Genomic DNA, 20,939 nt, shown 5'->3' on the forward strand with positions numbered 1-20,939 from the left:
ATTGCGTCGGTGTTAACGTGCCGCCCAACGACGTTGATATTCGCCTATGCAGGCAACTTGATCGAATATGCCCAAGGTTCTTACGCCGGGTTCACATCTTGAAACGTGGACGTAATACATGTAATCAACGCTGTTACTACCAGCCAAGAACTATGTTGCATGTAATGCTCGCTCAACGAGCCGTCAGGAGTTCATGTGGAACCGGCCGATGATCGATCGCAGATCGTATTCGCTGACATCGCAAAGCGTTTCGACACCGGCACAGTGGCGATCGAACACGCCGACCTCCGAATCGGGCGCGGTGAGTTCATTGCGATCGTCGGACCGTCCGGCTGCGGAAAATCGACGCTGTTGCGGATGGCGGCGGGCTTGGAGCAGCCGAGTTCGGGCGTCGTGCGCCTAGGCAGCGCGTCGGTCGGGTTCATCTTCCAAGAACCCACCCTGCTGCCCTGGCGTAGCGTGCGGGCCAATGTCGAACTCTGCGCCGAGCTCGCAAATACCGACCGAGTGCGTATGAAAAAACTTGCTGCGGAGACCATTTCGGCAGTCGGCCTCGATGGGTTCGCCGATCAGTTGCCCAAGACGTTGTCCGGTGGCATGAGGATGCGGGCGTCGATGGCCCGGGCTCTCACGTTGGCGCCCGAGGTGCTGCTGCTCGACGAACCGTTCGGCGCTCTGGACGAGATGACAAGACTGGAGATGCAGGTGGAGTTGCAGCGGCTGTACACCCAGCGCGGCTTCACGGCGTTGTTCGTGACGCACTCGGTGTCGGAGGCCGTTTATCTGGCCGATCGGGTGGTGGTCATGACGCCGCGGCCGGGCCGGATCGCCGGCATCGTCGAGATCGACTTCCCCTCGCCGCGGCCGGCCGAGCTGCGTTTCGATGCCCGATTCACCGACTACGTGGCCGAGGTCTCGGCGCTGCTGCACGGGAGGTCCGCATGACTGTCATCGCGATTCGTAGGCAGGTCGCTGCGACCGCGACACCGCCTGTGGCGGGAGACCACAAGCGCGGCAGGAGATTCGGTGCGGCCGTGGGATATCCGCTGTTGTCTCTGGCGGTGGGACTGCTGGCGTGGTCGGGGGTCAGTTACCTGGTACTGGACCCCCAGCGGCGGTTCATGCTGCCACCACCGGTCGACGTGCTACGCAACTCGCTGCTGAACTGGACGCATCTGGAACCGATGGTGGCCGCGTTGTCGGTCACCGCGCAGGTGACGCTGGCGGGCTTCCTGGTTGCCGTCGTCGTCGGTATCGGCACGGGGGTGCTGATGTGCCAAGCGCACTGGCTGGAAAAGGTGATCTACCCGTATGCCGTTGTCGTACAGGTAATTCCGATTCTCGCGATCGTTCCGCTGATAGGTCTGTGGCTCGGCTACGGGATGGCCGCCCGCACTCTGGTGTGCGTGCTCATCGCGGTGTTTCCGATCATCACCAACACCCATTTCGGGATCCGGTCGGTGGACCGTGGCATGCATGAACTGTTCACCGTTTCCGGGGCGACGCGTTGGGATCGGTTGCGCAAGCTCGAGCTGCCCGCGGCGCTCCCCGCGATTCTGACCGGCGTGCGGACCGCCGCGGGGCTCGTCGTGGTGGGCGCGATCATCGGTGACATGTTCTTCGCCAAGGGGCAACCCGGGATCGGCACGCTGCTCGACGTGTACCGCGGCCGGTTGCAGTCCGATGACCTGATCGCGGCGATCGTGCTCGCCTCCCTGTTCGGGGTGCTGGTTTTCGGCGCGATGGGCCTGCTGACCCGGCTGGTCGTGGGCCGCTGGCACGAATCCGGGCGCCACCTGTGAAACCCGAAGGAGAGAAAATGTTCGATGTACCCGTTCTCGACGTGAGCCGATATGTGGCAGGCGGCACCGCGGCCACCGATCCGGAATGCGCCCGAGTGGCAGCAGATCTCGACATGGCCTGCCAGGAGGTCGGTTTCATCCAGATCGTCGGACACGGTATCGAAACCGCCGTGATCGCCGACCTCGGCGACGCACTCGACGATTTCTTCGGTCTGCCGTTGCCGGCCAAAATGCCATACCGGCGCGACTCGTCTGCCAATAGGGGGTATTCGCCGCCGAAGAGCGAATCGTTGAGCATGAGCCTGGGTGTGACCACCAACCAGATGAACGACTACTACGAGGCCTACACCGTCGGCACCGAAGCTGCGTCATTCCCGGGTGTGGAGCTGCCGGACACCGGGTACGCCCCGAACAACTGGCCCGATGCAGCTCCGGCCTTCCGTCCCCGAGTCGAGGCGTACTTCGCCCGCGCGCAGACACTGGCCCGCACCCTGATGGTGGCGGTCACCGATGCGCTCGGGCTGCCCGCGAACCACTTCGACGCGATGATCGACCATTCCATCGAAGTGCTCAAGATGAACAACTTCGCTCTCCCACAGGGAGATTCGGAGATAGCCGGCAACCTGCAGGGGATGGGTGCACACACAGACTTCGGCATCCTCACAATCCTGTGGGCCGATCAGGTACCGGGCCTGCAGGTGCTCGATCGTGACGGCGCCTGGCATGACGTCCAACCGGCGGACGGGGCATTGCTGATCAACCTCGGTGACGCGATGGCGCGCTGGACCAACGATCGCTGGATGTCCACCGTGCACCGCGTGGACCCTCCGGTGATCGACGGCCGGATCCGGCGGCGACGGTCCGCGGCGTTCTTCTACGACGGCAACCACGACGCGGTGCTCGAAGCTCTGCCGGGCACGCTCGCCGACGGCGAGATCGGCTACCCGCCGATTACCGTTGCCGAGAACATCGCGATGAAGGTGGCGGGACTGCGCACCGGGGTCGCGCCGAAGACGGACCTGCGCGAGGCCGCGCGGGTGAAGGAGGCCAGCCTGTGACGGTGTCGGACGGCACGCTGCTCACCGAATCCGTACACGATTCGTTGCAGGAGCTGATCTTCAGCGGTGAGCTGGCGCCGGGCAGCCCGCTGTCCGTACCTGCGCTCGCAGCGCGACTCAACGTGTCCCGCACCCCGGTGCGGGAAGCGGTACAGCAGCTCATCTACGAGGGACTGGCGACGCATACCCGCAACGCCGGGGCCCGCGTGACACTGCTGGATGACGACGCCGTCAGGGCGGTCTTCGAAGTCCGAGAGGTGCTCGACGGGCTGGCCGCGCACAACGCGACGCTGATCGCCACGCATGCCACCGTCGAACAACTCCGCAAGATGGTGCAGGTACAGCGTGAGTTGCTGGACGACGCTCCGGACCGGCACCGCGACGCCCGGCTGGACCTGCAGTTCCACACCCTCATCAGGGACACCTCCGGCAACCGTCCGCTGTGTGATGCGCTGGCTCGCCTCGACGGTCAGTCGCACCTGTATCGGTCCGACATGTGGACCGCCGGGCTCAATCGCCGGCTGGCCGTCGGCGAGCACGACCGGATCGTCGCCGCCATCGAGGCGGGGGACGCCGACGGTGCCCGCTCGGCCGCCTGCGCCCACGTCGCCGGTCTGTACGTCCGGACACGGCGGGTGTGAGACGTGCTGCTGACTGAGGCCACCCTGGCCGACGGCTCCGTGGTGGATGTCCGGATCGAGCACGACGTCGTCACCGCCGTTTCCGCAGCCGGAGCAAGCACGGCCGACTCCGGCGCCCCCGACACACACTTCGACCTTCGTGGCTATCTGTTGATCACCGCGCCGGCCGAACCGCACGCTCACCTGGACAAGGCGCTGTCGTGGGACGCGTTGCAGCCTGAACTCGGCGACCTGCATGACGCGATCGCCACGTGGAAACGAGGCTCGCTGCTGTTCGACGAGGAGTCGTTCCGGACGCGGGCGCGGGCAGCGGCGCTGGCACTGTTGCGCAACGGCACGACGGCCGTGCGCACCCATGTCGACATCCTGACCGGAGACGATCCACTGCGCGGAATCCGGGCGGTCGACGCGGTGCGTCGTGAGCTGCGCGATGTGATGGACATCGAGATCGTGGCCCTGATCAAGGCGTACTCGGATGAGGAGCTCCTGCACGCGGCGTTGGACGCGGGTGCGGACCTGGTCGGGGGCTCACCGCACAGCGCGCCCGAACCCCTCACGGAGCTGGACCGGCTGCTGAGTGCCGCCGAGGAGCGCGGTGTCGGGACGGATCTGCACACCGACGAATTCCTGTTCGGCGATCACCACACGATCGCCGAGTACGCGGAGCGGGCGCGGACGTGGCCGGTCGGGCGGATCCGTACCGCGAGTCATTGCACGCGACTGGGCACGATGCCCGCCGGTGAGCTCGACAGGTTGGTTGGTACCCCGGATCGCGTCGGCGGGACTCGGTGTCGTCACCAACCCGATCACCAACCTCTACCTTCAGGGCCGCGGCGAAGTGGCTGCGCCGCGCGGCATCACCGCGATCGAGCCGCTGCGGGCGGCGGGGGTGAACGTGGCAGCGGGCGCCGACAACGTGCGCGACCCGTTCAATCCGCTGGGGCGCAGCGACGCCCTGGAAACCGCGATGCTCACCGTGATAGCCGGCCACGTGCACCCCGCCACCGCGCTGACGATGGTGACCGATGAGGCGCGTGCGGTACTCGGGCTGCCGGCCGCCGGGCCCCGCGTCGGTGCCCGCGCCGATCTGCTCGCGGTACGGGGCACCGGAGTGTCCGATGTGATCGCCAACGCGCCGGCCGACCGGATCGTGATCCACAACGGCGTCGTGGTGTCCCGCAGCGAGACGCACACCTGGATGGCGGTTTAGACGACCAGATCGTGTTCCCGCAGCGCCTTGATGAGCCCGTCCGGGCGCTGACCGGTGGGCAGCGGATCGACCAGGGCGAAGGCGCAGCCCAGTGCGCGCGCGCCGCCGTCGGCCTCCTCGCTGTCACCGACCATCAGCGCGTCGGCCGGATCGACGCCCAGGCGCGTCAGTGCGATCTGGAAGATCGCGGGGTCCGGTTTGATGGCGCCCACCTCGAAGCTCAGCACGTACTCGTCGGCAGCGGTGCCCGCGGCCGCGAACGCCGGCCGCAGGTCGAACGCGATATTGGACACCACCGCCGTCTTGAGACCCGCGGCGCGCAGCCCGTTCAGCGCGGCTGTGGTGTCCGGGTACGGCGTCCAGGACGCGGGATCGACGAGCTTCGGATACAGGGCCGCGGCGTCATCTCCGGTGAGCCCCGACTCGCGCAGCACGTGCAGATAGGCCTCGCGGTGCAGGTGCGGTTCCAGGTCACGGTTGGCCCAGTTGTGCTGCTGCTCTTGCGACATCGGCACCGCACTGCCGGTGGGTGCGGTGACCCGCCGCATCAACTCGGCCTGCACGTGGCCCTCGACCGCTTTCTCGTCGACGGTGATGCCGGCGAACCAGCTGTCGTCCTCCTGGAGTCGGAACAGCGTGCCGGAGTAGTCGAAGAGAACAGCGCGTAGATGAGTCACGGTTACATCTTGCGTCAGAAGTGGTCGGGCATGTTCGGGGCCACCGGCCAGCCGAAGGCGGTCGCGGCCCGGCGCGCCGATCCGTCTGTCAGTTCACCGACCAGCCCGGCCCCGGTCAGCGACTGCAGGCTCACCCCGCCCAGGTAGATGGCGCCCAGATCGCGTGCCGAGATGGCGATATCGGCTGCCGCCGATGTGTTTTCGCAGTCGGCGCCATCGGGGCCGCCGCGCAGCCGGAACCGCCCGGTGTTCCACGGGCAGAAATCGTCGGTGACCTCCAGCACGATGTCGATGTCCGCGGCGTACCGGCGCACGGTGAGGGCGCGGGCCACGTCGACCAGCCGGGTGAAGATGCCGTCGTTCACGGTGCATTGCAGCGCGCGCTGGTCGGCGACGAGGTAGCGCAGCCGCTCGTCCACCGCGGCACCGTCGTACTGCATGGTCCTGATCAGGTCGATGTCGAGCAGGTACCGCCACATGCGCGCGTAGGCACGGGGATTGGTGGCCCGCACCTCCTGGATGTGTAGTTCACCGTTGGGTCCGGCGGCCGCCCACTCCTTTTTCGGGCGGTAGATCGCGAACGCACTGGGCGTGCCGTCGGGTTCGTGATGCAGTGCGAACCGGATGGGTCCGGAACCCTTGCGGCGCTCCTCGCTGTCGTGGATCTGGTAATCCCACCAGGGGCGGGTCCGGTCCATTCGGCCCGGCAGGGTGCGCAGCACCTGGTCATAGATCGCCGGTGCATCCCGCAGCAGGGTCTCGGCGTCGGTCTCGGACACGGTGCCGGCGCCGAGGTCGACCTCCGGGCGGAACCCGAGGTCGCGTACCTGCCCGGACAGGACGGCGTTGAAGCTGGACAACCCATACCCGAACCGGCCGTAGATCATGGTCTCCGAGGCGAACAGCATGGCCACCGTCTCGGTGCCGCGGGACCGGACCTCGTCGAGCTGGTGGCGCATCATCGCCGTCAGCAGGCCCTTACGTCGGTGGCTCGGCGACACCGTCACGCCGGTGACAGCCGCGACGGGGATCAGCGCGCCGCCGGGCAGCGCCACATTCTTGCGGTAGTCGCCGGCGGTGGCGGCCCAGCGGGCCCCGTCGCGGAACCCGAACATGCGATCAAGTTCGGTGAACGCGCGGCCGAGCGCGTATTCGTCCTCCTGCAGGTCCTCCAGGAATCCCGATGCCATCGCCGACATGAAATCGTGGAAGTCGGCGTCGTCCCCGACGGATTGCAGGATCAGTTCAGCCATATGGTCATGCGTACCGCATGGCGCAGGCGTCAGTCACGTGAATATCGGGTGGCCTTGTGCAGCAACACGTCGCGCTCGCGGTCGTTTCCTGCCAGCGCTGCCGCGGCGCGAAAAGCCGCCGCGGCCTCGGCGGACCGGCCCAGCCGGGCCAGCAGTTCGCCGCGCACGCTGGGCAACAGATAGGAGTCGGACAGGCCGGTGATGCCGTCGACGATCCGCAGGCCCGCGGCGGGCCCGTCGGCCATCGCCACCGCGACGGCCCGGTTCAGTTCGATCACCGGCGAGGGTGAGATCTGCAGCAGCGCATCGTAGATCGACACGATGCGCGGCCAGTCGGTGGCGGCGGCCGTCGGCGCGGCCGCGTGGCATTCGGCCAGTGCGGCCTGCAACCCGTACGGGCCCCAGCCGCGCGTGCCCCGCGCGGTCGCGGCGCGCTGCAGGGCCTGGGCGCCGCGCCGGATCTGCGCCCGGTCCCAGCGGGTACGGTCCTGGTCCTCCAGCAGGATGGCGCGCCCGTCGGTGTCGGTGCGCGCGGCGAAGCGCGAAGACTGGAACTCCATCAGGGCCAGCAACCCGAGCGGCTCCGGCTCGTCGGGGACCAGCGCCACCAGTACACGGGTGAGTCGTAGTGCCTCACTGCACAATTCGTCACGTATCCAGTGCTCGCCGGAGGATGCGGAGTAGCCCTCGTTGTAGATCAGGTAGATGACGCCGAGCACCGCGGACAGTCGCGACCCGAACTCGCCGCGCTCGGGCACCTCGAAGGGTAGGCCGGCAAGGGACTTCTTGGCGCGGGTGATCCGCGCCGCCACAGTCGCTTTGGGGATGAGAAACGCCTGCGCGATCTCGTCGGTGCTCAGCCCGCCGACCACCCGCAGGGTCAGCGTGATCTGGGCTTCGGGGGTCAGCATGGGGTGGGCAGCGGTGAAGATGAGCCGCAGCACGTCGTCGTCGATGTGGTCGGGGTCCCACGGCTGGTCTTCGTGATCGGTCAGTTCGCGCGCCAGCACCGCGTATTTGGCGTCCAGGTTGTCCTGGCGGCGCCACCGGTCGACGGCCTTGCGCTTGGCGACCGTCGTCAGCCAGGCGCCGGCGTTGCGCGGCACCCCGGTCTGCGGCCACTGCGTCAACGCGTCGACGAGGGCGTCGGCCGCCAGGTCCTCGGCCACCCCCAGGTCGCCGACCCAGCGGGTCAGGGTGGCGACGATCCGGGCGGCCTCCATGCGCCAGACCGCGTCGACGGTCCGGCGCATGTCCTCCTGCATGCCGCCTATTGTGCCCGGGCGGCTCAGCCCACCGAACGTGCTGCGCCTGCCCAGAACTGGGCGCGCACCGCCTTCTTGTCCGGCTTGCCCAGCGCGGTCACCGGCACCGTGTCGACGACGATGATCTGCTTGGGCGACTGCACCGAGCCTTTACGGTCCTTGACCGCGGACTGGATCTCGGCGGTCATCGCCGCGACCGCATCGTCGGAGGAATCGGCGCCGGGACGCAGCACGACCACCGCCGTCACCGCCTCGCCCCACTTCTCGTCGGGGGTGCCGATGACGCAGACCTGGGCGATCGCCGGGTGTTCGGCGATGACGTCCTCCACCTCGCGGGGGAACACGTTGAATCCGCCGGTGACGATCATGTCCTTGGTGCGGTCGACGATGAAGTAGTAGCCGTCCTCGTCCTCACGGGCCAGGTCGCCGGTGTGCATCCAGCCGTTCTTGAAGGTGTCGGCGGTGGCCTCGGGCAGGTTCCAGTACCCGCCGGACAGCAGTGGACCGGACACGCAGATCTCGCCGACCTCGCCCTGCGGGACGGGGTTGCCGTCGTCGCCCAGCAGTGCCACCCGGGCGAACAGCGTCGGTTTGCCGCACGAGGTGAGCCGCTTCTCGTCGTGGTCGTCCTTGGCCAGGTAGGTGATCACCATCGGGGCCTCGGACTGGCCGTAGTACTGCGCGAAGATCGGGCCGAACCGGTCGATGCCTTCCTTGAGCCGCACCGGGTTCATCGCCGAGGCGCCGTAGTAGACGGTCTCCAGCGAGGACAGGTCCCGGGTGTGCGAATCCGGATGATCCATCAGCGCGTAGATCATCGACGGGACCAGCATGGTGGCGGTGATCTTCTGCTCTTCGATCACCCGCAGCACCTCGGCCGGGTCGAACTTGGTCAGCACCACCAGTTCGCCGCCCTTGATGATGGTCGGCACGAAGAATGCCGCGCCCGCATGCGACAGCGGGGTGCACATGAGGAACTTCGGATGCTCGGGCCATTCCCATTCGGCGAGCTGGATGGTCGTCATCGTGGTGATCGACTGCACGGTGCCGATGACGCCCTTGGGCTTGCCGGTGGTGCCGCCGGTGTAGGTCAGCCCGCCGACGTGATCGGGGGCCAGGTTCGCGGCCACCAGCGGCCGCGGCTCGTACTTCGCGGCCTCGGCGGCCAGGTCGGTGGCCTTCCCGTCGAGTTCGGCCGGCACGGGACCGATGGTCAGGATCTGCGTCAGCGACGGCACCTTCGCGAGCAGGCCCAGGGCCCGCTCGACGAAGGCCGGGGTGGGATCGATGACCAGCGTGCTGACCTCGGCGTCGGACAGCACGTAGGCGTGGTCGTCCAGCGAACCTAGAGGGTGTAGTGCCGTGCGGCGGTAGCCCTGGGTCTGCCCGGCGCCGATGATCATCAGCACCTCGGGGCGGTTCAGGGAGAGCAGCCCGACGGCCGCTCCGGTGCCGGCGCCGAGGGCCTCGAACGCCTGAATGTACTGGCTGATGCGTTCGGCGAGCTGGCCGCCGGTCAGGGTGGTGTCACCGAGGAAGAGCACCGGCTTGTTCTTGTTGCGCTTGAGGGCGCCGACGGTGAGGTGTCCGGAATGGATGGGGTGGCGCAGCATCTCGTCACTCATGGAAGACAGACTAGAACGTGTTTCAGAAATGCTGCGAGGGTATGCCCCAAATGCAGGTAGTCCACTACGCGTGTGCCCCGCGCGCGGCCTCGTGAAGACTGGCCTCACCAGCGCAAAGGGGTTTGCCGGCGCGGCCATCGGGGGAGGGCCGGCGTAGTCCCCGGCGGTGCGGCAGCATCGCCGGGGACTACGTTCACGCCGGGGAGGTCACGGTCAGCGACCAGCGGCCCGCCGGGCGTCGGCAGCCAGCTTCTCGGCCATGTCGGCCTTCCACTGGATCTCCTTCTGAATCCACTCGTTGTCCTGCGGGAACTCGTCGCTCTCGCTGACCCGGCGCACCTCGAGCTTCACGCCCGGCCCCAACGGGCACTTGCGCGCCCACTGCGTGGCCTCCTCCTTGGACGAGACGTCCAGGATCCAGAAGCCGTTGAACAACTCCTTCGTCTCCGCGTAGGGACCATCGGTCACCACCGGCGGGTCGGCGTCGAAGTCGACGACGAAGCCCTCCTCGGGCGGGGTCAGCCCCTCACCGGCCAGCATCACACCGGCCTTGATCAGTTCCTCGTTGTAGCGACCCATCGCCGCGATGATCTCCTCGAAGTCGATATTCGCGGCCACGAACTCCTCGGCGGCCGGGGTGGATCGCATGATCAGCATGTAGCGCGGCATGGTGTTCTCTCCTGTGGTTTCGGGGCCGTCTTTATCGTGCCCTCGCAGACACGTCGAACGACACCCCGGCCAAATCGACACACCTCCGGAAAAAAGTTTGAAGAATCGTGGGCATGCCCGCCGATCTGGTCATCACCGGAAACATCCGCACCGTCGACGACAGCCGCCCCACCGCCCGATCGCTGGCGGTGGCCGACGGGCGCATCGTCGCGATAGACGACACCGACGGGTGGGTAGGCCCGGACACCGCCGTGGTCGATGTCGGTGACGGCTGCGTGTTGCCCGGGTTCGTCGAGGCGCACGGCCATCCGTTGATGGAGGCCATTGCCCTGTCGGACCGGATGGTCGACATCCGGCCGGTGACGCTGCCCTCGGCCGACGACGTGGTGGCCGCCGTGCACGCCGAGGTCGCCCGCCGCGGCGCCGACGGTGCCTACCTCAACGGGTGGGATCCGCTGCTGCAGCGCGGCCTGCCGGAGCCGACGCTGCCCTGGCTCAACGGGATCGCGACGACACCGCTGGTGATCATCCACAACTCGGGCCACAAGGCGTTCTTCAACTCCGCGGCGGCGCGGGCGGCCGGCCTGGATCGCGACACCCCGGACCCCAAGGGCGCGCGCTACGGCCGGGACACCGCCGGCGAACTGGACGGCACCGCCGAGGAATCCGCCGCGGTGTTCCCCTTGCTGAACGGCGCGATCAAGGTCGGTGACTACCCGGCGATGCTGATGGCCGAATGCGACCGGCTGAACCGGGCCGGGCTGACCACCTGCTCGGAGATGGCGTTCGACCCGATGTTCCGGCCGATGCTGGCCGCCCTGCACGACCAGATCACAGTGCGGCTGCGCACCTACGAGATGTCCACCGCCGACCTGCACACCGATGCCGAACCCGGCGACGGGGACGACCTGGTGCGGCAGGTCGGTATCAAGATCTGGGTGGACGGCTCGCCGTGGATCGGCAACATCGATCTGACGTTCCCTTACCTGGACACCGAGGACACCCGCGCCATCGGCGTCGCGCCCGGGTCATGCGGACACGCCAACTACACCCGTGAGCAGCTCGCCGAGATCGTCGGCACCTTCTACCCGTTGGGCTGGCAGATGGCCTGCCACGTGCAGGGCGATCGCGGTGTCGACACCATCCTGGACGTGTATGAGCAAGCGCTGCAAGCCAATCCGCGCGAGGATCACCGCCTGCGGTTGGAGCACGTCGGTGCCATCACCGACGCTCAACTGCAGCGGGCCCACGAGCTGGGGGTCACCTGCAGCCTGTTCGTCGACCAGCTGCACTACTGGGGCGACGTGATCGTCGACGGGTTGTTCGGTCCCGAGCACGGGGAGCGGTGGATGCCGTGCGGGTCGGCGCTGGCCACCGGCATGCGGATTTCGCTGCACAACGATCCACCGGTCACCCCCGAGGAGCCGCTGCGCAACATCAGCGTCGCGGCGACCCGCACCGCGCCGAGCGGGCGGGTGCTGGCGCCGCAGGAACGGCTGACCGTGGCGCAGGGCCTGCGGGCGCAGACCCTCGATGCCGCCTACCAGCTGTTCGCCGACGACGTGCTCGGGTCCATCGAGGTCGGCAAGTACGCCGATCTCGTTGTGCTGTCGGCGGATCCATGCGCGGTGGACCCCGAAGACGTCGCCGGATTGACCGTCCGGGCCACCTATCTGGCGGGCCGACAGGTTTATCCCAAACCGGCGTGACGGGGTTGCTGTCGTGGCAGGCTGTGGTCATGTCAGCTTTGCCCGAGCCCCGGTTTCTGGACGAACGCGTCGCACACTGGGCGGCCACCAAACCCGATGAGGAAGCGGTGACCTACCGCGACCGCACCTGGACCTGGTCGCAGTGGGACGACAGGATCCGGCGGGTGGCCGGAGCCCTGGCCGCCGGCGGCATCGGCCACGGCGACGTCGTCGCCTTCCTGGACAAGAACCACCCCGCGTGTGTGGAGGTGACGCTGGCCGCCGCGTCGCTCGGTGCAGCCAACGCCATCATCAATTTTCGGCTCGCCGCCGACGAATTGGACTACGTGGTCAACGATTCCGGCGCCAAACTGCTGTTCGCCGGTGCCGACCTCAAGGCGGGCGTCGAGGCCATCCGCGACAAGCTGCCCGCGGTCACCGAGATCATCGAGGTCAAACCCGACGGCGACGACGAGTACGAGGCCATGCTGGACGCTGCCACCCCGACCGGCCGCTCGGCGGAGGTGAGCCCTGACGACGTCTGCATCATCATGTACTCCTCGGGCACCACCGGCCGACCCAAAGGTGTGGCCCTGTCCCAGGCCAACGTCATCGCCCACACCATCAATGCGTTCGAGGGCTGGACGGCCGACCCGGGGGACAAGAACCTGGTGGCCATGCCCCTGTTCCACGTGGGCGGTACCTCCTACATGCAGTACGGCCTGCACCACGGGGTAGCCAGTTACATGACACGCGACGTCGACGGCGCGGCGCTGGCCGGCGGCATCCTGGCCGGCGCGAACCGGACGTTCCTGGTGCCCGCGGTGCTCTCGAAGGTGCTCGACAGCGGTCCGGACGCGGTGAAGTTGTTCGGTGCGTTGAAGACCTACGCCTACGGCGCGTCGCCCATGCCGCTACCGCTGCTGCGCCAGGCGCTGGAGGCGTGGCCCGAGACCGAGTTCATCCAGGTGTACGGGCTGACCGAGATCTGTGGGGCGATCACCCGGCTGATGCCCGAGGACCACCGCAGCGGCGACGAGGACCGGATGATCAGCGCGGGCACATTGGTGCCAGGCGCAGAACTGCGCGTCGTGGACCCCAACACCGGCGAGGACATGCCGGACGGCTCGCAGGGCGAATTGTGGTTCCGCACACCGCAGCTGATGAAGGGTTACCTGAACAAGCCGGAGGCCACGGCCGAGGCCATCACCGCTGACGGGTGGTTCCGCACCGGTGACATCGGGCGGATCGACGCCGACGGCTACATCTTCATCGAGGACCGGCTCAAGGACATGATCATCACCGGCGGCGAGAATGTGTACTCCATCGAGGTGGAGCGCATCCTCGCCGAGCACCCCGCGGTGGCCGAGGTCGCGGTCTTCGGTGTGCCCGACGAGAAGTGGGGCGAGGCCGTCAAGGCCGTCGTCGCGCTGGAGGGGGAGGCCTCGGCGGAAGATCTGATCGCCTGGGCGCGCCGGCACCTCGCGGCCTTCAAATGTCCCAAGACCGTCGACTTCCTCGAAGCGCTGCCGCGCAACCCGACTGGCAAGATCATGAAGAAGGATCTGCGCAAACCACACTGGGAGGGCCGCGATCGCGCCACCGTTTGACGTACCGCTGGCCGACCTGTTGGAGCGGCTGCACGTGGTGGCGCTGCCGATGCGCGTCCGGTTCCGGGGGATCACCGTGCGTGAGGTGGCGCTGTTCGACGGACCCGCGGGCTGGGGCGAGTTCGGGGCGTTCCTGGAATACCAGCCACCCGAGGCCGCGCACTGGCTGGCCTCGGGAATCGAGGCGGCCTATGGGGTTTCACCCACGCCGCGGCGTGTGCTGATCCCGATCAACGCGACCGTGCCGGCCGTGTCCGCCGCCGAGGTGCCCGACGTGCTGGCCCGGTTCCCCGGTGCCGGGACCGCGAAGGTGAAGGTCGCCGAGCCGGGTCAGACCCTTGCCGACGACGTCGCCCGTGTGGCGGCGGTCCGCGCGCTGGTGCCCGTGGTCCGCGTCGATGCGAACGGCGGCTGGACCGTCACCCAGGCCGTCGAGGCCGCTCGTGCCCTGGGTCCGCTGGAGTATCTCGAACAGCCCTGTGCCACAGTCGAAGAGCTGGCCGAGGTGCGCCGGTTGATCGACGTGCCGGTGGCCGCCGACGAGTCGATTCGCAAGGCCGAGGATCCGTTCCGGGTGGTGGACCTGGCGGCCGCCGACATCGCGGTGGTGAAGGTGGCCCCGCTCGGCGGGGTGCGCCGGCTGCTGGACATCGCCGCCGCGATCGGCATTCCGCTGGTCGTATCGAGTGCGCTGGACTCCGCGGTCGGCATGTCCCGCGGCCTGCTGGCCGCGGCCTGCCTGCCCGACCTGCCGCACGCCTGCGGATTGGGCACGGGTGGACTTTTCGTCGAAGACGTCGTGGACCCGGTGCCACCCGTCGATGGCTACCTGCGCGTCGGTCCGGTGACACCGGACCCCGCCAGGCTGGCCGGACTGGCGGTGGCACCGGCGCGGCGGCAGTGGTGGATCGACCGGGTGCGCGAATGTCATCCGTTCGTATGTAAGTAGGTCGCTACGCTGTTCAACCCGGACTGACCGTTTCAGACTGAAACCCATGAGCAGACTGCGCGTAGGGATGATGGACATGATCCTGGCGTCACGCCCGGCAGCCGATTCCTTCACCCGGGCGGGGTATCTCAGCGCGGCCGCCTGCCGGGTCGACTCGTTCTGGGTACCAGACCATCTGAACGCGCTGTTTCCTCGATCGTTATGGCAGCCGAAGTACTGCGGCGCGGCCAAACTCGTGCCGTCCGCTGACGCATTCCTGGAGCCGTGGACCATGTTGGGGCACATCGCGGCTCGCAACAGGATCGGCCGCATGCAACTCGGCGTCGGTGTGACCGACACCGGCCGGCGCAACCCCGCGGTCACCGCGCAGGCGGCGGCGACACTGCATCTGCTGACCAAAGGCCGCGCCATCCTGGGTATCGGTACCGGCGAACGGGAAGGCAACGAACCGTACGGGGTGGACTGGTCCAAGCCGGTGGCCCGTTTCGAGGAGGCGATGGCCACCATCCGGGCGCTGTGGGATTCGCGTGGCGAATTGGTGAACCGGGACTCGCCGTTCTTCCCGCTGCGCAACGCGCTGTTCGACCTACCGCCGTATCGCGGAAAGTGGCCGCCGATCTGGATCGCCGCGCACGGGCCGCGCATGTTGCGGGCCACCGGGCGCTATGCGGACGGGTTCTTCCCGGGTTTCCCGCACTCGCCGCAGGAGTACGCCCAGCGACTCGACATCGTCCGGTCTGCGGCTTCGGACGCCGGCCGTGACCCCATGGCCATCACCCCCGCCATCTGGATGATGGTGGTCACCGGGGGTAGCGCCGAAGACGTGGACGAGGCGCTGGATTCAGAGGTCCTGCGATCCGGCGGACTGTTGGCCTCGGATGCTTTCTACGCACAGCACGGCGCACAGCATCCGCTCGGGGAAGGCTTCACTGGGGCGCAGGACGTGCTGCCACAGGACTGGGATGAGCAGACCGCGTTGTCCTACATCAAAGGTGTGCCCAAGGAATTGATGTACAAGGGGCTGTTGTGTGGCACGCCGGATCAGGTGGTCGCTCAGGCCGCCGAATGGCGTGACCACGGCGTCCAACACATCGTCGTCATCAACGCATCGATTCTTCAGCGGGACCTGCGCAAGGGACTGGCGTCGAATCTGCACTTCCTCAAGGTCATCCGAGGTCTCAAGAAGCTCTGAAGGCTGTGAACGCGATGCAGGTCGGTCTGCTGGACATGAACACGGTGACTCGGCCCCGCGCCGACTCCTCCACCAGAGCTAGCTGTACTGACCACGGACGTTAGGTACGGCGTGGCGTGGTGACATGAAGAAGACCTCCGAGTGAAGTGCGAGCTGTCTAGGAACGCACCAACCACCTCGGAGGTCTTCGTGTCCCACCGTAATGCCCCGTTGTCAGAAACCGGACGACTGCGTCTGGCTCGCTGCGTCGTCGAGGACGGCTGGACGCTGCGACGAGCGGCCGAACGCTTCCAGGTCGCGGTCACCACGGCCCAGCGCTGGGCCTCGCGATACCGAGAGCTTGGCCAGGCCGGCATGGCCGATCGAAGTTCACGACCGCACCGACGCCCCCACCAAACGCCCACCCGTACCGAGCGCCGCATCATCAAGGTCCGGGTGTTGCGCCGGTGGGGACCAGCCCGGATCGGTTATCTGCTGGGCATTCATCCCTCGACCGTGCACCGAGTGCTGACCCGCTACGGGGTCGCCCGACTGCGCTGGCTGGACCGCCCGACCGGCAGGACCGTGCGCCGCATCCAGACGGCTGCCATAGGCGAACTGGTCCACATGGACGTCAAGAAAGTCGGCAAGATCCCCGAAGGTGGGGGCTGGCGGATGCGGGGCCGCACGATCGGTAACCGCAACGCTCATGCCGATAAACAGCCAGGGCAGCGCCGGAACCGACACTTGGTGCGCGGTTACCACTTCCTCCACACGGCCATCGACGCGCACTCCCGGCTGGTCTACAGCGAACTGTTGGCAGATGAACGCAAAGAGACCGCTGCCGCGTTCTGGACACGCGCCAACGCTTGGTTCAACGAGTGCGGGATCGCCGTACGGAAAGTGTTGACCGACAACGGTTCTTGCTACCGATCACACGTATTCCGGGACGCACTGGTTGGTATCGAGCACCGGCGAACCCGCCCCTATCGGCCGCAGACCAATGGCAAGGTCGAACGCTTTCACCGCACGCTGGCCGATGAATGGGCCTACGCCCGGCTCTACACCAACGATGCCGAACGCTGCGCGGAGTACCCGCGCTGGCTGCACACCTACAATTACCATCGCGGCCACACCGCCCTCGGCGGTCAACCACCAGCCAGCCGTGTACCTAACCTCTCAGGTCAGTACAGCTAGCCATCTGTCCGCGGTCGTCGCCCGGCTGGATTCGTTCTGGGTGCCCGACCACCTCAACGCGATGTTTCCCCGCGCCCTGTGGCAACCCAAATACTGTGGCGCGGCGCGGTTGGCGCCCACGGTGGACGCCTGTATGGAACCGTGGACGATGCTCGGCAGCCTCGCCGCGCGCCACCGCGTCGCCCGCATGCCGCTCGGACTGTGTGTCACCGATTCCGGCCGCCGCAATCCCGCGGTCAGCGCGCAAGCCGCGGCCACGATGAACCTGCTGACCAAGGGCCGCTTCATCTTTGGTATCGGGCCCGGTGAGCGGGAAGGCAATGAGCCTTACGGGGTGGAGTGGTCCAAGCCCGTCGGGCGGTTCGAAGAAGCGATGGCGACGATTCGGGCGTTGTGGAATTCCGGTGGCGAGCTGGTGAACCGGGACTCGCCGTTCTTCCCGCTGCGCAATGCACTCTTCGACCTGCCGCCCTATCGGGGCAAGTGGCCCGAGATCTGGATCGGTGCGCACGGGCCGCGGATGTTGCGCATCGCGGGGCGCTACGGCGACGGATTCTTCCCCGCGTTCCCGCATTCACCTCAGGACTACGCGCAGCGCCTCGACGTGGTCCGCTCGGCCGCCTCGGATGCCGGGCGCGACCCGATGGCGATCACCCCGGCGCTGCTGGCCATCGTGGTCACCGCGCGCACCCGGGCCGAGGTCGACGAAGCCCTCGAATCGGAGGTGATGCGGGCGGGCTGCCTGGCCGCGTCCGACGAGATCTTCGCCCGGCACGGGGCGCAGCATCCGCTCGGGGTGGGATTCACCGGTGGCCAGGATCTGCTGCCCCAGGACTGGGATGAGCAGACGGCCTTGGCGCACATCAAGGGTGTACCGCCCGGGTTGGTCCGCGACATGGGCCTGATCGGCACTCCGGACGAGGTGCTTGAGCAGGCCGCGCAGTGGCGCGACAGCGGGGTCCGTCATCTGGTGACGATCAACGGCAGCTTCATGCAGCGCAGTCTCCGTAACGGCGTCGCGGCGATGCCGTCGTTCTACTCGGTGCTGCGCCGGCTGCGCAAGCTGTGACCGCGGGGCGGCCGGGGGTCGGTCGCCGAGAGTGATATCGCATGCGATATCGCTTTCTGGACTCGAGTGGACGGAGGGTTCCCGGCTCAGAACAGGTCTTCCAGCGACGGCGGGCGCCCGCACAACTTCTGGACCACCCATTGGTTCAGCGACACCCGCTGCTCGGCGGCCTCGACCATGAGCTTGCCGTGCAGTATCGGCGAGGTGCGCACCACGAACCGTCCGCTGTAGCGGCGGTCTGTCACGGATGCCGGCGGGTCGAAACCCTCCTCGGCCATCTCGGCGGCATAGGTGCACACCTCCTTCTCGATCGCGGCGGTCGCTTCTGCGGCGGTGGCGCCGTAGGCGAACTGGGTGGGGAATTCCAGGCACAGGCCCAGGTATCTCCCGGCGTCGGGAGACCATTCGGCGCGGTAGGTGTAGCGCGGCATGGCCAGATCATTGCCCCCGGGTCCGACACGAAGCGGCCTGTCCTGATCTGTGGGGACCGTGTCCTGGACGCCATGGCCGGTGAGCGTCACGATGAGATCGTGACGCGATCGGTGGTGATCCTCGGTTACGGCGGCGTGCAATCACTCGACGTCGCCGGCCCCTTCGACGTGTTCACCGGCGCCACCATGCACCTGGCCGCCCAACACAGTCCGGGCGGCTACGCCGTGCAACTGGTCTCGATGGACGGTCGACCGGTCACGACGATGACCGGACTGGAGTTCGTCGCCGCCGCCCCGCCCGATCCGCACGAGCCCATCGACACCATCGTCATCCCCGGCGGCTTCGGCGTCGAAGAAGCGCGGCGCAATCCCGCGATCGTCGACTGGATCCGCACGGCCGCCACGGGTGCCCGCCGCATCGTGACCGTCTGCTCGGGCGCATTCCTGGCTGCCGAAGCCGGGCTGCTCGACGGCTGCACCGCCACCACGCACTGGGCGGCCGCCGGCCACCTCGCCTGCGAGTTCCCCGACATCACCGTCGACCCGGAACCGATCTTCGTGCGCAGTTCCGATCAGGTGTGGACCGCGGCCGGTGTCACCGCCGGGATCGACCTGGCGCTGCACCTGGTCGAGGAGGACCACGGCACCGAGATCGCGCAGACCGTGGCGCGCTGGCTGGTGCTCTACCTGCGCCGCCCGGGCGGGCAGACCCAGTTCGCGGCCCCGGTGTGGATGCCGCGCGCCAAACGCGCGCCCATCCGCGATGTGCAGGAGGCCATCGACTCGGAACCCGGCGGTACACACAGCATTTCGGCCCTGGCCGAACGGGCCGCCATGAGTCCGCGCCACTTCACCAGGCTGTTCACCGAGGAGGTCGGCGAGGCGCCCGGCGCCTACGTCGAACGCATCCGCACCGACGCCGCCCGTCGTCAGCTGGAGGAGACCGACGACACCGTCACCGTCATCGCCACCCGCTGCGGATTCGGCAGCGCGGAAACCATGCGCCGCAACTTCGTTCGGCGCGTGGGTATCTCGCCGGATCAATACCGAAAATCGTTCGCATAAAGGAGAAATCATGCAGACCGCCATCGTGTTGTATCCCGGCTTCACCGCGCTGGACTTCATCGGGCCGTACGAATCGCTGCGTTGGCTGCCCGACACCGAGGTGCGCTTCCTCTGGCACGAACCCGGACCAATCGCCGCGGACTCCGGGGTGCTCGTCGTCGGCGCCACCCACTCCTTCGACGAGACGCCCTCGCCCGACGTGATCCTGATCCCCGGTGGCTTCAGCACCGTGGAGCACGCCCGCGACGAGCGGCTGCTCGACTGGGTGCGCCGTGCCCACCGGACCGCGACGTGGACGACGTCGGTGTGCTCGGGCTCGCTCATCCTGGCGGCCGCCGGCGTCCTGGACGGGAAGCGGGCCACCTCGCACTGGGCGGCGCTGCCCATCCTCAAGACGTTCGGGGTGACGCCCGTCGGTGACGAGCGCGTGGTGCACCAAGGTGACGTGGTGACGGCCGCGGGCGTCTCCGCCGGTATCGACCTCGGACTGTGGCTGGCCGCGCAGATCGCGGGGGAGGACCGCGCCAAGGCCATCCAGCTGTCCATGGAGTACGACCCGCAGCCCCCGTTCGACTCGGGGCACTTCTCGAAGGCGTCCACGGCGACCAAGGCGTCGGCCACCGCGCTGATGTCCCGCGAGCTGTTGAAACCCGCCGCGCTCAAGGCCAGCACACTGCTGCTGTGGGACCAGGCGATCAAGAAGGTCCGCAACCGCAAGTAGGGTCGGCCGGGTGAACCTGGCTTTCGACGACCGCGGTACCGGTGATCCTGTCCTCTTCATCGCCGGCCGCGGCGGTGCCGGTCGTACCTGGCACCTGCATCAGACCCCGGCCTTCCGGCGCGCGGGCTACCGCGTCATCACGTTCGACAACCGCGGTATCGGCGCCACCGAGAACGCCAGCGGCTTCACCACCGAACAGGTGGTCGCCGACACCGCCGCGCTGATCGACGAACTGGTCGGCGGCCCGGTGCGGGTCGTGGGCGTGTCGATGGGCTCGTTCATTGCGCAGGAACTGATGCTGGCCCGGCCGGACCTGGTCACCCAGGCCGTCCTGATGGCCACCCGCGGCAGGCACGACAAGGCCCGCGACTTCTTCAGCAAGGCCGAACGCGAGCTCGCCGCCGCGGGCATCGTCCTGCCGCCGGCCTACGACGCGAAGGTCCGGTTGCTGGAGAGCTTCTCGCCCAAGACCCTGAACGACGATCGCGCAGTGATGGACTGGGCGGAGATGTTCTCCATGTGGCCCACCAAATACACCCCGGGGCTGCGCACCCAACTGGACGTGTCACCGCAGAGCAACCGGCTGCCCGCGTATCAGAGCATCAGCGCGTCGGTGCTGGTCATCGGGTTCACTGACGACATCGTGATGCCCCCGCACCTCAGCCGCGAGGTGGCCGACGCCATCCCGCGCGGCCGGTTCCTGGAGATCGGCGACGCCGGGCATCTGGGCTTCATCGAGCAGCCCGACACCGTCAACGACGCCATCCTGCAGTTCTTCGGCGAGCAGCGCACCTCATTGCCCATCGAGGCCGCCCCGGTTCGGCCCGGCATAGGCTGA

Annotated in this window: 21 protein-coding genes; 14 read left to right on the top strand and 7 right to left on the bottom strand. The window is 67.8% G+C overall.

The genetic code is table 11. The features are described from left to right. Positions 1-195: 195 nt before the first annotated feature. Genes AC1DY7_RS01025 through AC1DY7_RS01040 form a run of 4 tightly spaced genes read left to right on the top strand, consistent with a single transcriptional unit; the run spans position 196 to position 3,501 of the window. Positions 196-945 carry an ABC transporter ATP-binding protein gene (locus tag AC1DY7_RS01025; protein WP_477491785.1) on the top strand — a complete coding sequence of 250 codons (750 nt, stop codon included), beginning with the start codon at positions 196-198 and terminating at the stop codon, positions 943-945. Then, positions 942-1,802, top strand: coding sequence for an ABC transporter permease (locus AC1DY7_RS01030; RefSeq protein WP_477491786.1), 861 nt, complete (start codon positions 942-944; stop codon positions 1,800-1,802). The genes AC1DY7_RS01025 and AC1DY7_RS01030 overlap by 4 nt, the downstream gene beginning before the upstream one ends. 17 nt (positions 1,803-1,819) lie before the next feature. Further along, a complete protein-coding gene (locus tag AC1DY7_RS01035) occupies positions 1,820-2,860 on the top strand; it encodes an isopenicillin N synthase family dioxygenase (protein ID WP_477491787.1) in 1,041 nt (346 codons plus the stop codon). Further along, positions 2,857-3,501 carry a GntR family transcriptional regulator gene (locus AC1DY7_RS01040; protein ID WP_477491788.1) on the top strand — a complete coding sequence of 215 codons (645 nt, stop codon included), beginning with the start codon at positions 2,857-2,859 and terminating at the stop codon, positions 3,499-3,501. Before AC1DY7_RS01035 ends, AC1DY7_RS01040 begins: the two co-directional genes overlap by 4 nt. Positions 3,502-4,029: 528 nt before the next feature. On the opposite strand, the gene AC1DY7_RS01045 is transcribed toward AC1DY7_RS01040, so the two are convergent. Then, positions 4,030-4,212, bottom strand: coding sequence for a hypothetical protein (locus AC1DY7_RS01045; protein ID WP_477491789.1), 183 nt, complete (start codon positions 4,210-4,212; stop codon positions 4,030-4,032). A gap of 28 nt (positions 4,213-4,240) precedes the next feature. Here AC1DY7_RS01045 and AC1DY7_RS01050 point away from each other — a divergent pair, with 28 nt between their 5' ends. After that, a complete protein-coding gene (locus AC1DY7_RS01050; protein ID WP_477491790.1) occupies positions 4,241-4,711 on the top strand; it encodes an amidohydrolase family protein in 471 nt (156 codons plus the stop codon). Here the strand turns inward: AC1DY7_RS01050 and AC1DY7_RS01055 are convergent. The 5 genes from AC1DY7_RS01055 to AC1DY7_RS01075 form a co-directional block, all read right to left on the bottom strand. Next, positions 4,708-5,388: an HAD family hydrolase gene (locus AC1DY7_RS01055; protein ID WP_477491791.1), complete on the bottom strand. Its 681-nt coding sequence runs from the start codon at positions 5,386-5,388 to the stop codon at positions 4,708-4,710. The two genes, AC1DY7_RS01050 and AC1DY7_RS01055, sit on opposite strands and share 4 nt — an antisense overlap. A gap of 14 nt (positions 5,389-5,402) precedes the next feature. Then, positions 5,403-6,641, bottom strand: a complete 1,239-nt coding sequence (locus AC1DY7_RS01060; protein ID WP_477491792.1) for a GNAT family N-acetyltransferase — start codon at positions 6,639-6,641, stop codon at positions 5,403-5,405. Positions 6,642-6,670: 29 nt separating this feature from the next. Further along, entirely contained in the window at positions 6,671-7,906 is a 1,236-nt protein-coding gene (locus tag AC1DY7_RS01065; protein WP_477491793.1) for an RNA polymerase sigma factor, read from the bottom strand. Positions 7,907-7,929: 23 nt separating this feature from the next. After that, positions 7,930-9,531, bottom strand: a complete 1,602-nt coding sequence (gene fadD8 / locus AC1DY7_RS01070; protein ID WP_477491794.1) for a fatty-acid--CoA ligase FadD8 — start codon at positions 9,529-9,531, stop codon at positions 7,930-7,932. A gap of 213 nt (positions 9,532-9,744) precedes the next feature. Continuing rightward, complete coding sequence (locus AC1DY7_RS01075) at positions 9,745-10,200, bottom strand: YciI family protein (protein WP_477491795.1); 456 nt, start codon at positions 10,198-10,200, stop codon at positions 9,745-9,747. Positions 10,201-10,313: 113 nt separating this feature from the next. On the opposite strand from AC1DY7_RS01075, the gene AC1DY7_RS01080 reads away from it, so the two are divergent. From AC1DY7_RS01080 to AC1DY7_RS01105, 6 genes are all read left to right on the top strand, one after another. Then, positions 10,314-11,909 carry an amidohydrolase gene (locus AC1DY7_RS01080; protein WP_477491796.1) on the top strand — a complete coding sequence of 532 codons (1,596 nt, stop codon included), beginning with the start codon at positions 10,314-10,316 and terminating at the stop codon, positions 11,907-11,909. A gap of 29 nt (positions 11,910-11,938) precedes the next feature. Beyond that, on the top strand, positions 11,939-13,498 hold the full coding sequence (locus tag AC1DY7_RS01085) for a long-chain-fatty-acid--CoA ligase (RefSeq protein ID WP_477491797.1): 1,560 nt from the start codon (positions 11,939-11,941) through the stop codon (positions 13,496-13,498). After that, positions 13,482-14,447 (top strand): o-succinylbenzoate synthase, encoded by a 966-nt coding sequence (locus AC1DY7_RS01090; protein WP_477491951.1) that lies wholly within the window; start codon positions 13,482-13,484, stop codon positions 14,445-14,447. The genes AC1DY7_RS01085 and AC1DY7_RS01090 overlap by 17 nt, the downstream gene beginning before the upstream one ends. Before the next feature lie 46 nt (positions 14,448-14,493). Continuing rightward, on the top strand, positions 14,494-15,639 hold the full coding sequence (locus AC1DY7_RS01095) for an LLM class flavin-dependent oxidoreductase (protein WP_477491798.1): 1,146 nt from the start codon (positions 14,494-14,496) through the stop codon (positions 15,637-15,639). Between the two features lie 189 nt (positions 15,640-15,828). Beyond that, positions 15,829-16,815, top strand: coding sequence for an IS481 family transposase (locus tag AC1DY7_RS01100; protein WP_477491952.1), 987 nt, complete (start codon positions 15,829-15,831; stop codon positions 16,813-16,815). Then, a complete protein-coding gene (locus tag AC1DY7_RS01105) occupies positions 16,784-17,884 on the top strand; it encodes an LLM class flavin-dependent oxidoreductase (protein ID WP_477491799.1) in 1,101 nt (366 codons plus the stop codon). Before AC1DY7_RS01100 ends, AC1DY7_RS01105 begins: the two co-directional genes overlap by 32 nt. 86 nt (positions 17,885-17,970) lie before the next feature. Here AC1DY7_RS01105 and AC1DY7_RS01110 read toward each other — a convergent pair whose 3' ends face one another. Next, a complete protein-coding gene (locus AC1DY7_RS01110; protein ID WP_477491953.1) occupies positions 17,971-18,315 on the bottom strand; it encodes a type II toxin-antitoxin system HicB family antitoxin in 345 nt (114 codons plus the stop codon). A 99-nt stretch (positions 18,316-18,414) separates the two neighbouring features. Between AC1DY7_RS01110 and AC1DY7_RS01115 the strand changes: the two genes are divergently transcribed. The 3 genes from AC1DY7_RS01115 to AC1DY7_RS01125 are packed head-to-tail and all read left to right on the top strand — an operon-like array spanning position 18,415 to position 20,939. Next, positions 18,415-19,380 carry a GlxA family transcriptional regulator gene (locus AC1DY7_RS01115; protein WP_477491800.1) on the top strand — a complete coding sequence of 322 codons (966 nt, stop codon included), beginning with the start codon at positions 18,415-18,417 and terminating at the stop codon, positions 19,378-19,380. Between the two features lie 10 nt (positions 19,381-19,390). After that, a complete protein-coding gene (locus tag AC1DY7_RS01120; RefSeq protein ID WP_477491801.1) occupies positions 19,391-20,101 on the top strand; it encodes a DJ-1/PfpI family protein in 711 nt (236 codons plus the stop codon). A gap of 10 nt (positions 20,102-20,111) precedes the next feature. Continuing rightward, complete coding sequence (locus AC1DY7_RS01125; protein ID WP_477491802.1) at positions 20,112-20,939, top strand: alpha/beta fold hydrolase; 828 nt, start codon at positions 20,112-20,114, stop codon at positions 20,937-20,939.

It is taken from the genome of Mycobacterium sp. P2_H7, from assembly GCF_056403275.1.

Coding starts and splice junctions, on each gene's coding strand:
- AC1DY7_RS01030 (WP_477491786.1), top strand. CDS start 942: ATGACTGTCATCGCGATTCGTAGGCAGGTCGCTGCGACCGCGACACCG.
- AC1DY7_RS01035 (WP_477491787.1), top strand. CDS start 1,820: ATGTTCGATGTACCCGTTCTCGACGTGAGCCGATATGTGGCAGGCGGC.
- AC1DY7_RS01045 (WP_477491789.1), bottom strand. CDS start 4,212: ATGACTCGCGGTACGGATCCGCCCGACCGGCCACGTCCGCGCCCGCTC.
- AC1DY7_RS01060 (WP_477491792.1), bottom strand. CDS start 6,641: ATGGCTGAACTGATCCTGCAATCCGTCGGGGACGACGCCGACTTCCAC.
- AC1DY7_RS01065 (WP_477491793.1), bottom strand. CDS start 7,906: ATGCAGGAGGACATGCGCCGGACCGTCGACGCGGTCTGGCGCATGGAG.
- fadD8 (WP_477491794.1), bottom strand. CDS start 9,531: ATGAGTGACGAGATGCTGCGCCACCCCATCCATTCCGGACACCTCACC.
- AC1DY7_RS01075 (WP_477491795.1), bottom strand. CDS start 10,200: ATGCCGCGCTACATGCTGATCATGCGATCCACCCCGGCCGCCGAGGAG.
- AC1DY7_RS01080 (WP_477491796.1), top strand. CDS start 10,314: ATGCCCGCCGATCTGGTCATCACCGGAAACATCCGCACCGTCGACGAC.
- AC1DY7_RS01085 (WP_477491797.1), top strand. CDS start 11,939: ATGTCAGCTTTGCCCGAGCCCCGGTTTCTGGACGAACGCGTCGCACAC.
- AC1DY7_RS01095 (WP_477491798.1), top strand. CDS start 14,494: ATGAGCAGACTGCGCGTAGGGATGATGGACATGATCCTGGCGTCACGC.
- AC1DY7_RS01110 (WP_477491953.1), bottom strand. CDS start 18,315: ATGCCGCGCTACACCTACCGCGCCGAATGGTCTCCCGACGCCGGGAGA.
- AC1DY7_RS01120 (WP_477491801.1), top strand. CDS start 19,391: ATGCAGACCGCCATCGTGTTGTATCCCGGCTTCACCGCGCTGGACTTC.